Origin of the sequence: Leucobacter musarum subsp. musarum (assembly GCF_001273845.1) — a bacterium.
Lineage (GTDB): Bacteria > Actinomycetota > Actinomycetes > Actinomycetales > Microbacteriaceae > Leucobacter > Leucobacter musarum.
Map to the genome: position 1 here is coordinate 771,743 of NZ_JHBW01000087.1, position 12,452 is coordinate 784,194.

Here is a 12,452-nt window from a genome sequence, read left to right on the forward strand (position 1 = left end):
CCGAATCCGATAGAATCTCAATATCCTTATTCGAGTAGATCTGCGCCGACGCCGACCACTCCGCCAGGGAGACCGCGACGCGCTCCCGAAAGGTTCCCCCAACATGCACTCCCCCGTTCAGCGCGTCAGCGCGACCGAAGCCGCATTCAGCGCCATTCGGGGACTCATCGACGATCAGACGCTCGCCGTGGGCGACCGGCTTCCCGGCGAGCTCGCACTGGCCAAGCAGTTCGGTGTGAGTCGCTCCGTGGTGCGTGAGGCGCTGCATGCCTGCGCAACGCTCGGCCTCACAGAGACCCGCAGCGGCAGCGGCACCTACGTGCTCTCGAAGACGCCGTCGGGTGTCTCGGAGTTCGGCGGGTTCGATCCGGATCACCTGATGGAAGCACGCATCCACGTCGAGGTGCCCACCGCCGGCCACGCCGCAGAGCGCCGCACCACCGAAGAACTCGACGCCATGCGCCGTCTGCTCGCCCGCATGCGCGACACCTCGGTGCTGCACGAATGGGTGCGGCTCGACCGCGACTTCCACACCCTCGTCGCCGAGGCGAGCCGCAACTCGGTACTGCTGAGCATCACCGCCTCCATGCGTCGCTCGCTCGACCTGCAGTCAGAGTTCCTGAACATCACGCAGGCGCGTCAGCACACCTCGGATGTCGAGCACGCCGAGATCTTCGCCGCGATCGAATCGGGCGATCGGCTCGAGGCCGAGCGCGCCGCGCTGCACCACATCGACGCGGTCGCCTCGGCGATCCGCGCCGGCCGCTGAACGCGCGCCGACCCGCGCACTCGTCTGCGCCGCGCACAGCGATGCCGGCGGCTCCCCCGAGGGAACCGCCGGCATGGGCGTCGACGAGTTAGAGCGCGTCGATGTCGATCGTGTGCAGGCTCTCGGCGCCGATCGCACCACGCAGGGCGACGATGATCGCCTCTTCGACCGGGGCGTCGATAGAGAGCACCGACAGCGCGGTGCCCTGCTTTTCGTCGCGGGCGATCTGCAGACCGGCGATGTTGACGCCCGCCTCACCTAGCACGCCGCCGTACGTCGCGACGATGCCGGGGCGATCGGTGTAGCTGAAGACGATGAGGTGCTCAGGAATGGGCAACTCGACCTCGTAGCCGTTGATCTCGACGATCTTCTCGACCTGCTTCGGGCCGGTGAGCGTACCCGAGACCGAGATCGCGGTGCCGTCGGTGAGGGCGCCGCGCAACGTGATGACGTTGCGGTAACTCTCGGACACCGCATCGACGCTGAAGCGCACCTCGATGTTGCGCTGCTCGGCGAGCAGCGGCGCGTTGACGTACGACACCGGGTCGCTGACGATCTTCGAGAAGATGCCCTTGAGTGCGGCGAGGCGCAGCGCCTCCACCTTGTGCTCGGCGAGCTCGCCGTGCACCTCGATGTCGACCGAGGCGATCGCGCCGTCGGCAAGACCGGCGAACACCTGGCCGAGCTTCTCGGTGAGTGGGAGGCCCGGACGCACGTACTCGTCAATGACGCCGCCTGCCACGTTGACCGCGTCGGGCACCAGGTCGCCTGCGAGCGCGAGACGCACGGACTTCGCGACCGAGACGCCGGCCTTCTCTTGCGCCTCATCGGTCGACGCACCGAGGTGCGGGGTCACGTTGACGTTCGGCAGGCCGGTGAGCCGGGTGTCGGCGGGGGGCTCGCTGACGAACACGTCGAGCGCGGCGCCGGCGATCTCGCCGTTCGCGAGCGCCTCGGCGAGCGCCTCTTCGTCGATGAGTCCGCCGCGAGCGACGTTGACGACGTACGCGGTGTTCTTCATCGCGCGCAGCTGCTCCGCACCGATCATGCCGAGCGTTTCGGGCGTGCGGGGCATGTGGATGGTGAGGAAGTCGACGCGGTTGATGAGCTCGTCGAGCGTGACGAGCTGCACGCCGAGCTGCTGCGCACGGGCCGCGGTCACGTACGGATCGAAGGCGATGAGCTCGACGCCGAAGCCGCGCAGGCGCTCGGCGATCAGTGCGCCGATGCGGCCAAGACCGATGATGCCGACCGTCTTCTCGTAGAGCTCAATGCCGGTGAATGAGGAGCGCTTCCACTCCCCCGCCGACAGCGACGCGTGGGCGCGCGGCAAGTGACGCGCGAGGCCCAGGATGTGCGCCACGGTGAGCTCGGCGGCGCTGATGATGTTCGAGGTCGGTGCATTGACGACCATAACGCCGGCCTGCGTGGCCGCTTTGATGTCGACGTTGTCGAGACCCACTCCGGCGCGAGCGATCACCTTGAGCTTCGGGGCCCACCCGAGAGCCTCGGCATCGATCTGCGTGGCAGACCGGACGAGCACCGCATCAGCCGAACCGAGCGCCGACCGCAGTGCGTCGCGATCGGTGCCGTCAACATGCACCACCTCGAAGTCGGGGCCGAGTGCGGCGATGGTGGCGGGCGAGAGTTGTTCGGCGATCAGCACGACCGGCGCAGACATCAAGCAGATCCTTCGGGTTGATAACGAGGACGATGCGTGCGGAGCACGCAGGCCACCAGTCTAGCGGCGCACTCGTGACGACCCGCGGCTACGCGAAATATGACGACTCGGGGATGACGTGCATGATGTCGATCTGCCACGCCGCGACGAGCGCGAGACCCGCAGCGAGCAGCAGAATGCGCACGCCCGCACTGCGGTGTCGCCCGGCGAGCAGCGCGAGCACGAACACGATCAGTGGGAAAGCGATGCCGACGATCAACCAGATGCGGCCCAGCGCGCTGAGGTCGGTGTCGAGCGCACCGCTCAGACCCACAAAGCCGACGAAGTTGCCGATTCCGGTGACGACCGCGTAGAGGTACAGAAGGGCGAGCAGCAGCCCGCCGATCCACGAAAGAATGCGTGTAAGCACGGATCAGGCCCCTCTCGCGATGAGCATGGGCAGCGGCAGCAGCACCACTGCGCCGACGACGAGCAGGATCGCCAGGCGCTTCGTCTTGCCACCGCGGCTGAGCGCGAGTGCGGTGAAGAACCAGAGGGGTGCCGCCATCGGTGCCGCCCAGAAGACGATCTGCTGCAGCACGCCGCCGATAACGCCGCTCCCAGCCGCGGTGACCGCATTCACCGCGGAATAGGCCTGCGCCACGATGAACCATCCCCAGGTGTACAGCAAATAGAGGCCACCGAACACGCCCAGCACGACCAGAGCGCCGTTCGAGACCTGCGCTCGGGGTTCGGCCGCGTCTGCCACGTCGTCGAGCGCATCGCCGAGCGTCTCTTCCGTTGTGTCGCGGCCCACCGTCGAGTCGACAGCCGCCGGGTCTGGCGGAGCGACCTCGGGGCCGGGCGATCCGCCATCACTGGTCACCACTGCGTGGTCGTCGCCCGTCACGTCGGGTGCGTCGGTACTCCGCTCCCCCTCAACGGTCCACCCGCTGGCCAGCGTGCTCTCTCGAGCATCCCGTGACCGCGACTCCCGCGACGCGCGGCCCGGCTTCTGCTTCATCCTTACAGGGTAACTCTCGATGTCTTTGAGACTGCCGGGAGCGGGGACCTTATGGATATGCTGGGAGCCGTATTCGACTTCCCGGGGGGACAGCATGGCCGAAACGCCGAAGAAGAAAAAGGTCGTCCGCGTCGAGTCGCCCAAGACTCCGGCGGCATCGCGCACTGCCCCCGCGGGCGGTGCACGAGCCTCCGAAGCCGGCGCACCCGACGAGCCGGTCTGGACTCCGACACCGGAGTCCAAGGCGAAAGCGACGAAGTTCCGGTGGATCGCAGCCGGGCTGTGGGTGCTCGCCATCGCCATCGAGATCTTCGCGATCTTCTGGGTGCTCAAGCAGGTTCCCGTCAACATGCTGCTGCTCATCGGCGCGATCGTGGTCACCGGTGTGCTCTCGATGGTCGGTTCGTTGCTGTGGAAGCAGGCGAACCGCCTCGACCCCGCATCGAAGCGTGACGCCGTTCGCTTCTTCGTGCAGAACCAGCTCGGCGCGATCATCGCGATCATCGCGTTCCTGCCGCTGATCATCCTGATCTTCACGAACAAGAATCTCAACGGCAAGCAAAAGGCGCTCGCCGGTGGCATCGGCGTCGTCGTGCTGCTCGTCGCCGGCTTCTTCGGCGCGTCGTTCGAGTCGCCGTCGCAAGAGCAGTACGCCGCTGAGACGAACATCGTCGAACAGCTCACCGGCGCAGACGAGGTATTCTGGGTCAAGGGCGGCTCGGTCTTCCACGTCTGCGATGCGGTTCCCGACGTCAACAAGGAATCGAACGACGGTCAGATCTACCAGGGTACGGTCGCGGCTGCGCACGAGGCCGGCAAGGACCGGCTCGTCAGCTACTGGCAGCGCGAGGCCGTGAACTACTGCGGCTACACGCAGGAGCAGGTCGACGCCGTCGAGTCAGCGCTGGCAGGCGATGTCGCCGTGCTCGAAGAGGCCCCCGCTGCCGACGACTCGACCGATACGTCGACAGACGAGCCCACCGAGACGCCTGCGGAGTAACGCACACCGCACGGCCATGCGGCATGCGCTCCTAGACTGGAGCGCATGCCGCATCGCTTTGACCTCCCGGCCATCGGATTCGGGCTCATCGTCGCCGACGCACATGATGAGATACGCGCGGCGACGCTCTCAGGAGCGGCGGTGGTCACGGCCCCTCCCGGCACGGGCAAGTCGACGTACGTGCCACCGCTCGTCGCGAACCTGCTGCTCGAGCACGGCGGCGCCGCAACGCGCGTGCTCCTCACGCAGCCCCGTCGCGTCGCCGTTCGTGCGGCTGCCGCACGCATCGCCGAGCTCGACGGCACCGCCGTTGGCGACGCGGTCGGCTTCACCGTGCGCGGGCAGCGCCTGGTCGGCCGCGACGATCGCATCGAGGCGCTGACTCCCGGTGTGCTGCTGCGTCGCCTGTTACGCGACCCTGACCTGCCGGGCGTCGGTGCAGTGATCCTCGATGAGGTGCATGAGCGTTCACTCGAGGGCGACCTGCTGCTCGGCATGATCGCCGAGGCACGTGCGCTCCGCGACGACCTCATCGTGATCGCCATGTCGGCCACGCTCGAGGCGGAGCGGTTCGCCGCACTGCTCGGCGGAGCGGATGGGCAGAAATCTGCCGCCGCAGTCGTCGACATCGCGAGCGCACTGCATCCGCTTCGCATCGACTACGCCCCGGCACCTGGGCCACGACTCGATGACCGTGGCGTCTCACGCGCATTTCTGGCCCACCTCGCCGACATCTCCGTCGACGCGCAGCGCCGCTCCGGGCACGACGCCCTCGTCTTCGTGCCCGGCGTGCGGGAAGTCGATGAGACGGTGCGGCTGCTGCGCGCGCGACTCAATGCTCCGGGCACGCCGCACGACATCGACGTGCTTCCCCTGCACGGACGGCTTCCGGCACGTGACCAAGACCGCGCCGTGCGGGGCCGAACGGGGAGTGAGCCCGCGCGCATCGTGGTGAGTACCTCGCTCGCCGAGAGCTCGCTCACCGTACCGGGGGTGCGACTCGTCATCGACGCCGGGCTCTCTCGCGAAGTGCGCCGCGACCAATCGCGCGCTATGACCGGCCTCGTCACCGTCAGCGCCTCGCGCGCCAGCGCTGAACAGCGCGGAGGGCGCGCGGCCCGACTCGGCCCGGGCCAGGTCATCCGCGCCTATGCCGAGTCAGACTTCGCGCGCATGCCGGCGAACGCACCGCCCGAGATTGCCGCAGCCGACCTCACCGATGCCGCACTGATGCTCGCCGCGTGGGGCACACCGCGCGGCGACGGGCTTCGGTTGCCCACCGCACCTCCACCCACTGCCATGCGTGAAGCCGAAACGGTCTTGCGCACCCTTGACCTCGTCGATGCAGACGGCAGAGTCACGGCGACCGGGATCACCGTCGCGCAGTTACCGGTCGGAGCGCGCGCCGCTCGTGCGCTGCTCGCCGGCAGCAGCGAGGCCGGCGGCGCGCGAGCTGCTGCGGAGATCGTGGCGGCGTTCACCGGCGACTTCCGTGAAGCAGGGGCCGATCTCACAGTGTTGCTCCGGGAGCTGCGCGCCGGGCGGACCGTCGGCGCTGACCGGTGGCGCCGTGAATCCGCGCGTCTGCGCGAGATCGCAATGCAGTCTGCGGGTACACCGGGCGACGACGGCGTGCTGGCCTCGGCGACTCCCGATTCACTCGCGCCCGGGGCTGTGCTCGCACTCGCGCGACCCGAATGGCTCGCTCGTCGCGTCGCACCTGCGTCGCGCGTGTATCTGTTCGCGAGCGGCACCCGCGCGGTGATTCCCGAGGGCAGCACGCTCATCGGAAGCGAATGGATCGCGGTGCACGACGTGCAGCGCGCCGCCGGGCGGGCCGCTGACGGAACCGGAGCTGTGATTCGCCTCGCCGCACCCCTCGACCACCCGACTGCACTGCGTCTCGGCGCGGGGCTGCGCAGCGACCGGCGCACCGCGACCATTGCGGAGGGTCGGGTTCAGGTGCGAGAAGAACGGCGCCTGGGTGCGATCCTGCTCGCCGAGACACCGGTTGCAGCACGTCCCACCGATACGCGCCCGGCGATCACCGCGCTGGTGCGGACCTCCGGGATGCGGGCGCTCACCTGGAGCGACGGTGCCGCATCACTGCGTCATCGCCTCGCACTGCTGCACCGCGAACTGGGAGCGCCATGGCCGGCGGTCGACGATGCAGCGCTGCTCATCGACCTGGACGACTGGCTCGGCCCGGATCTCGAACGACTCAGCCCTCGGGCGGCGCTCGATCGGCTCGACCTCGCCCCCGCACTGCGACGATTGCTGCCTTGGCCCGACGCCGCGCGTCTCGACGCGCTCGTGCCCGAACGCCTCGAGGTGCCGTCGGGCAACACCGCACGCATCGATTACCCCGCTTCCGCTTCCGCTTCCGCTTCCGCTTCCGCTTCCGCTTCCGCTTCCGCTTCCGGCCACAATGCCGGGGATGGAGATCGTCCGGTCGTCGCCGTCAAGCTGCAGGAGCTCTTCGGCCTCGCGCAGACCCCGCGGCTCGTCGATGGCCGGGTGCCGGTGCTCTTCCATCTGCTCTCCCCCGCACGCCGTCCGCTCGCCGTCACCGATGACCTCGAGTCGTTTTGGAACGGGCCGTACCAGCAGGTGCGCAAGGAGATGCGCGGGCGCTACCCGAAGCACCCGTGGCCCGAGGATCCGTGGACGGCGCCCGCGACGGCGCGCACGAAACGCGCCTCCGGGTAACCGGCCTCGGCCGCCGCGGCCCGCGACTCCACTGCAAAAATGCGGAACGCCCGCCGGGAGATTCCCGACGGGCGTTCACTGCGTGTGACGCGGATTAGCGAGCGGCAGAGCCCTCGACGTAGTCCTCGTCCTGCGCCTGCCATGCGAAGAGCTTGCGGAGCTCGGCACCGGTCTTCTCGATCGGGTGCGACTCCTCCTTCTTGCGCAGCTCGGCGAACTCGACGGCACCGTTGTCCTGGTCATCGATGAAGCGCTTGGCGAAGGCTCCCGACTGGATGTCTGCGAGCACCTCCTGCATGCGCTCCTTAACCTCGGGGCCGATGACGCGGGGGCCCGACACGTAGTCGCCGAACTCGGCGGTGTCAGAGATCGACCAGCGCTGCTTGGCGATGCCGCCCTCCCACATGAGGTCGACGATGAGCTTCAGCTCGTGCAGCACCTCGAAGTAGGCGATCTCGGGCTGGTAACCGGCTTCGGTCAGCACCTCGAAGCCGTACTGCACGAGGTGGCTGGTGCCACCGCAGAGCACCGACTGCTCGCCGAAGAGATCGGTCTCGGTCTCCTCGGTGAAGGTGGTCTTGATGACGCCGGCACGGGTGCCGCCGATCGCCTTCGCGTACGACTTCGCCGTCTCCCACGCGGTGCCCGACGCATCCGACTCAACGGCGATGATGTCGGGGATGCCGCGGCCGGCCTCGAACTCGCGGCGCACGGTGTGACCCGGGGCCTTCGGAGCGACGAGGATGACGTCGACGCCCGCCGGTGCCTCGATGTAGCCGAAGCGGATGTTGAAGCCGTGGGCGAAGGCGATGGTCTTGCCCTCGGTCAGCTGATCCTTGATCGACTCGTTGAAGATGCTGCGCTGGTGCTGATCCGGTGCGAGGATCATGATGAGGTCGGCCCATGCCGCGGCGTCGGCCACGTTCTTGACCTCGAAGCCGGCTTCTTCGGCCTTGGCGGTGGACTTCGAGCCCTCCTTGAGCGCGATGACGACCTCGACACCGGAGTCGCGCAGGTTCTTCGCGTGGGCGTGGCCCTGCGAACCGTAGCCGACAACGGCGACCTTCTTGCCCTGGATGATCGACAGATCTGCGTCGGCGTCGTAGTACATCTCAGCCACTTGGGACTCTCCTTCGTTTGGTGATTCGTTACGGGTACTGCAGCGGAACGGGGTTCCGCTAGTTCTTGAAGACGCGTTCGGTGATCGATTTCGCGCCACGGCCCATGGCGATGAGCCCCGACTGGGCGATCTCCTTGATGCCGTAGGGTTCGAGCACCTTCAGGAAGGCCTCGATCTTGCCCCGGTCTCCGGTCACCTCGATCGTCAGCGCGTCGGGCACGACGTCGACGACGCGAGCGCGGAACAGGTTGACGGCTTCGAGCACGTGCGAACGCGACTGGTTGTCGGCCCGCACCTTGATGAGCACGTGCTCGCGCTGCACCGATGTGCCGGCTTCGAGTTCAACAATCTTGATCACGTTGACGAGCTTGTTGAGCTGCTTAGTGACCTGCTCGAGCAGGATGTCGTCTTGGTCGACGACGACCGTGATGCGTGACAGGCCGCGCATCTCGGTCGGGCCGACGGCCAGCGACTCGATGTTGAATCCGCGTCGGGCGAACAGCCCGGCCACCCGGGTCAGCAGACCCGGCTTGTCCTCGACGAGGAGGCTGAGAACGTGACGGCTCATGGTTACTCTCCCTCCCACTCGGGGCTGTGCTCCAACGCGTACTGAATGTCGCTGTTCGACGTGCCCTGGCGCACCATCGGCCACACCATGGCATCCGCGCTCACGACGAAGTCGATGAGCACCGGCCGATCGTTGGTCGCGAGAGCGAGCTGGATCGCCTCATCGACCTGGTCTTCGCGCTCGACGCGGATCGCCAGGCAGCCGTAGGCTTCGCCCAACTTCACGAAGTCGGGCACGCGCTGCGAACCGTGGCCCGTGTTGAGCTCGGTATTGGAGTAGCGGCCGTCGTAGATGAGCGTCTGCCACTGTCGCACCATGCCGAGCGACGAGTTGTTGATGACCGCGACCTTGATCGGAATGTTGTTCACGACGCACGTCGCGAGCTCCTGATTGGTCATCTGGAAGCAGCCGTCACCGTCGATCGCCCAGACCACCCGGTCGGGCTCGGCGACCTTGGCCCCCATCGCGGCGGGTACGGAGTACCCCATGGTTCCCGCGCCACCGGAGTTCAGCCACGCGCCGGGGCGCTCGTACTTGATGAACTGCGCGGCCCACATCTGGTGCTGACCGACGCCCGCGGCATAGATGCCCTCGGGTCCGGTGAGCTCACCGATGCGCTGGATCACGTGCTGCGGCGACAGGAGACCGTCGCTCGTCTCCTGGTACCCGAGCGGGAACTGCTGCTGCAGCCCGCGCAGACGCTCCCACCAGGTACTGATGTTCGCGCACTCGCGGCTCACCTGCGCCGTCGTCATCGCGGCAATCAGGTCGGCGATCACCTCTGCCGCGTCGCCCACGATCGGCACATCGGCCGCGCGGATCTTGCCGATCTCGGCGGGATCGATGTCGGCGTGGATCACCTTCGCTTCAGGGGCGAACAGTGCAGCGCGGCCCGTGACACGATCGTCGAATCGCGCGCCGAGCGTGATCAGCAGGTCGGCTTCCTGGAGCGCCAGCACTGCGGGCACCGTTCCGTGCATCCCGGGCATGCCGAGGTGCTGCGGGTGCGAGTCCGGGAAGACACCGCGCGCCATGAGCGTGGTCACGACCGGCGCTCCCACGAGCTCGACGAGCTGCTTGAGCTCCTCGGCCGCTCCGGCGCGCACGACACCGCCGCCCACGTAGAACACGGGGCGCTTCGCGTCGGCGATGAGGTCGGCTGCGGCCTGGATCTGCTTGCTGTTCGCCTTCGTGATCGGGCGGTACCCGGCGAGGTCGACGCGCGGATCCCAGACGAAGTCGAGCTCCCCCTCCTGCGCGTCCTTCGTGATGTCGACCAGCACCGGGCCAGGGCGGCCCGTGGATGCGAGGTGGTACGCAGCGGCGATCGCTTCCGGAACGTCTTCGGGGCGCTTCACCAGGAACGAGTGCTTCGTGATCGGCATCGTGATGCCGACGATGTCGGCTTCCTGGAATGCGTCGGTGCCCATGAGGTGCGAGAAGACCTGGCCGGTGATCGCGAGGAGCGGCACCGAATCCATGTAGGCGTCGGCGATCGCGGTGACCAGGTTCGTTGCGCCAGGTCCCGAAGTCGCGATGCACACACCGACGGTGTTGCTCGCGCTCGCGAAACCTTCAGCAGCGTGACCCGCCCCCTGCTCGTGACGGACGAGGATGTGGTTCAGCTTTTCCGCGCTCATCAGCGCGTCGTACAGCGGCAGCACGGCACCGCCCGGCAGCCCGAAGACATCGGATATTCCGAGGGCTTCGAGACTGCGAACGACGGCCTGTGCGCCGGTCATCCGCTCGCCGCGTTGCGCGGCGGAGGGTGATGGGAGTGCACTCGATTCCGAGGTCATGTCCAGCTTTCGTGATCGGAGGTGATGTCGCGGTACGCGGCTGGTGCAGCCGGCCGACGTGAGCGAATCGCGCGCACATCGACTGACTCAGATCAGCCGGTGACGGCGCCGTGAGACGCCGACTTGACGAGCTTGGCGTACTTCGCCAGCACACCGCGCGTGTACCGCGGAGGAAGCGGGGCCCAGTTTTCTCGGCGGGCCTCAAGCTCGGAGGGGTCTACCAGCAGATCGAGCGTTCGTGCGGCGATATCGACCCGAATCAGGTCTCCGTCGCGAACCAGGGCAATCGGACCGCCGTCCGTTGCCTCAGGTGCAATATGGCCGATGCACAGGCCGGTTGTGCCGCCTGAGAATCGTCCGTCCGTCAATAGTAGTACATCTTTGCCGAGGCCCGCACCCTTGATGGCCGCGGTGATCGCGAGCATCTCGCGCATGCCCGGCCCGCCCTTCGGACCCTCGTAGCGGATCACGACGATGTCGCCCTTGCCGATGCGTCCCTCGGTCAGCGCGTCCATGGCGGCGCGCTCACGGTCGAACACCCGCGCCGGGCCTTCGAAGAGCTCGGCGTCGAAGCCCGCGGTCTTGACGACCGCCCCCTCGGGAGCCAGCGAACCGTGCAGGATCGAGAGGCCGCCCGTCGCGTGAATCGGATCGTCGAGGTGATGGATCACCGTGCCGTCGATGGGGTCGGGGTTCAGCTCGGCGAGATTCTCGGCCATGGTCTTGCCCGTGACCGTGAGTGCGTCGCCGTGCAGCAACCCAGCATCGAGCAGCGCCTTCAGCACGACGGGCACGCCGCCCTGGCGATCGATATCCGCCATCACGAATTTGCCGAACGGCTTCATGTCGGCAAGGTGGGGCGTCTTCGCTCCGATGCGGTTGAAGTCCTCGAGGGTGAGATCAACCTCAGCCTCGCGGGCGATCGCGAGCAGGTGCAGCACGGCATTCGTCGACCCGCCGTAGGCCATGAGCAGCGTGATCGCGTTCTCGAACGCTTTCTTCGTGAGGATGTCGCGCGCGGTGATCCCGAGACGCAGCATGTTCACCACAGCTTCGCCGGAGCGGTGCGCGAAGTAGTCGCGGCGGCGGTCAGCGCTGGGCGGAGCGGCCGAACCCGGCAGGCTCATGCCGAGCGCCTCGGCGATCGAGGCCATGGTGTTCGCGGTGTACATGCCACCGCAGGCGCCCTCACCCGGAGCGATCGCGCACTCGATGCGCTTGAGGTCTTCCTCGCTCATCGTGCCCGCCTTGCAGGCGCCGACGGCCTCGAAGGCGTCGATGATCGTGACTTTCTTCTCCGTGCCATCGGTGAGCTTCACCCAACCGGGGGCGATGGAACCGGCGTACAGGAACACCGAGGCCAGATCGAGACGCGCAGCGGCCATCAGCATGCCGGGCAGCGACTTGTCGCACCCCGCGAGCAGCACCGAACCGTCGAGGCGCTCCGCCATCATGACGGTCTCCACGGAATCGGCGATGACTTCACGCGAGACCAGCGAGAAGTGCATGCCCTCGTGGCCCATCGAAATGCCATCAGACACCGAAATGGTGCCGAACTGCAGCGGATACCCGCCACCCGAGTGCACGCCCTCCTTGGCGCCCTGCGCCAAGCGATCGAGACTCAGGTTGCAGGGAGTGATCTCGTTCCACGAGCTGGCGATACCGATCTGGGGCTTGTCCCAGTCTTCGTCTCCCATGCCGACCGCACGGAGCATGCCTCGCGCCGCAGCCTTCTCGATTCCATCGGTGACGTCGCGACTGCGCGGCTTCATGTCAATCTCTGCCATGCCGCCATTCTAGAGG

General features: G+C 67.4%; 10 protein-coding genes. 3 read left to right on the forward strand and 7 right to left on the reverse strand.

Annotated features, from left to right (window positions below; genetic code table 11):
• Window positions 1–103: 103 nt before the first annotated feature.
• A complete protein-coding gene (locus CH42_RS12530) occupies window positions 104–769 on the forward strand; it encodes a FadR/GntR family transcriptional regulator (RefSeq protein WP_053353450.1) in 666 nt (221 codons plus the stop codon).
• Between the two features lie 88 nt (window positions 770–857).
• On the opposite strand, the gene serA is transcribed toward CH42_RS12530, so the two are convergent.
• The 3 genes from serA to CH42_RS12545 all read right to left on the reverse strand — a co-directional run bounded on the left by serA (window position 858) and on the right by CH42_RS12545 (window position 3,453).
• Window positions 858–2,450, reverse strand: coding sequence for a phosphoglycerate dehydrogenase (gene serA / locus CH42_RS12535; protein WP_053353451.1), 1,593 nt, complete (start codon window positions 2,448–2,450; stop codon window positions 858–860).
• Between the two features lie 88 nt (window positions 2,451–2,538).
• Window positions 2,539–2,859: a hypothetical protein gene (locus CH42_RS12540; protein ID WP_053353452.1), complete on the reverse strand. Its 321-nt coding sequence runs from the start codon at window positions 2,857–2,859 to the stop codon at window positions 2,539–2,541.
• Window positions 2,860–2,862: 3 nt separating this feature from the next.
• A complete protein-coding gene (locus CH42_RS12545; RefSeq protein WP_053353453.1) occupies window positions 2,863–3,453 on the reverse strand; it encodes a hypothetical protein in 591 nt (196 codons plus the stop codon).
• A 94-nt stretch (window positions 3,454–3,547) separates the two neighbouring features.
• On the opposite strand from CH42_RS12545, the gene CH42_RS12550 reads away from it, so the two are divergent.
• Together CH42_RS12550 and hrpB are read left to right on the forward strand one after the other, a co-directional pair.
• Complete coding sequence (locus tag CH42_RS12550) at window positions 3,548–4,453, forward strand: hypothetical protein (protein ID WP_053353454.1); 906 nt, start codon at window positions 3,548–3,550, stop codon at window positions 4,451–4,453.
• A 45-nt stretch (window positions 4,454–4,498) separates the two neighbouring features.
• Window positions 4,499–7,162 (forward strand): ATP-dependent helicase HrpB, encoded by a 2,664-nt coding sequence (hrpB, locus tag CH42_RS12555; protein ID WP_053353455.1) that lies wholly within the window; start codon window positions 4,499–4,501, stop codon window positions 7,160–7,162.
• A gap of 94 nt (window positions 7,163–7,256) precedes the next feature.
• On the opposite strand, the gene ilvC is transcribed toward hrpB, so the two are convergent.
• From ilvC to ilvD, 4 genes are all read right to left on the reverse strand, one after another.
• Window positions 7,257–8,273, reverse strand: coding sequence for a ketol-acid reductoisomerase (gene ilvC / locus CH42_RS12560; protein ID WP_370726595.1), 1,017 nt, complete (start codon window positions 8,271–8,273; stop codon window positions 7,257–7,259).
• 67 nt (window positions 8,274–8,340) lie between these two features.
• A complete protein-coding gene (gene ilvN / locus CH42_RS12565) occupies window positions 8,341–8,850 on the reverse strand; it encodes an acetolactate synthase small subunit (protein WP_053353457.1) in 510 nt (169 codons plus the stop codon).
• A gap of 2 nt (window positions 8,851–8,852) precedes the next feature.
• Window positions 8,853–10,649 carry an acetolactate synthase large subunit gene (locus CH42_RS12570; protein ID WP_053353458.1) on the reverse strand — a complete coding sequence of 599 codons (1,797 nt, stop codon included), beginning with the start codon at window positions 10,647–10,649 and terminating at the stop codon, window positions 8,853–8,855.
• A gap of 92 nt (window positions 10,650–10,741) precedes the next feature.
• On the reverse strand, window positions 10,742–12,436 hold the full coding sequence (gene ilvD / locus CH42_RS12575) for a dihydroxy-acid dehydratase (RefSeq protein WP_053353459.1): 1,695 nt from the start codon (window positions 12,434–12,436) through the stop codon (window positions 10,742–10,744).
• Window positions 12,437–12,452: the final 16 nt, after the last annotated feature.

Excerpts from the sequence above, each read along its gene's own strand:
- CH42_RS12530 (WP_053353450.1), top strand. The coding sequence starts at position 104 with ATGCACTCCCCCGTTCAGCGCGTCAGCGCGACCGAAGCCGCATTCAGC.
- serA (WP_053353451.1), bottom strand. The coding sequence starts at position 2,450 with ATGTCTGCGCCGGTCGTGCTGATCGCCGAACAACTCTCGCCCGCCACC.
- CH42_RS12545 (WP_053353453.1), bottom strand. The coding sequence starts at position 3,453 with ATGAAGCAGAAGCCGGGCCGCGCGTCGCGGGAGTCGCGGTCACGGGAT.
- CH42_RS12550 (WP_053353454.1), top strand. The coding sequence starts at position 3,548 with ATGGCCGAAACGCCGAAGAAGAAAAAGGTCGTCCGCGTCGAGTCGCCC.
- hrpB (WP_053353455.1), top strand. The coding sequence starts at position 4,499 with ATGCCGCATCGCTTTGACCTCCCGGCCATCGGATTCGGGCTCATCGTC.
- ilvC (WP_370726595.1), bottom strand. The coding sequence starts at position 8,273 with ATGTACTACGACGCCGACGCAGATCTGTCGATCATCCAGGGCAAGAAG.
- ilvN (WP_053353457.1), bottom strand. The coding sequence starts at position 8,850 with ATGAGCCGTCACGTTCTCAGCCTCCTCGTCGAGGACAAGCCGGGTCTG.
- CH42_RS12570 (WP_053353458.1), bottom strand. The coding sequence starts at position 10,649 with ATGACCTCGGAATCGAGTGCACTCCCATCACCCTCCGCCGCGCAACGC.
- ilvD (WP_053353459.1), bottom strand. The coding sequence starts at position 12,436 with ATGGCAGAGATTGACATGAAGCCGCGCAGTCGCGACGTCACCGATGGA.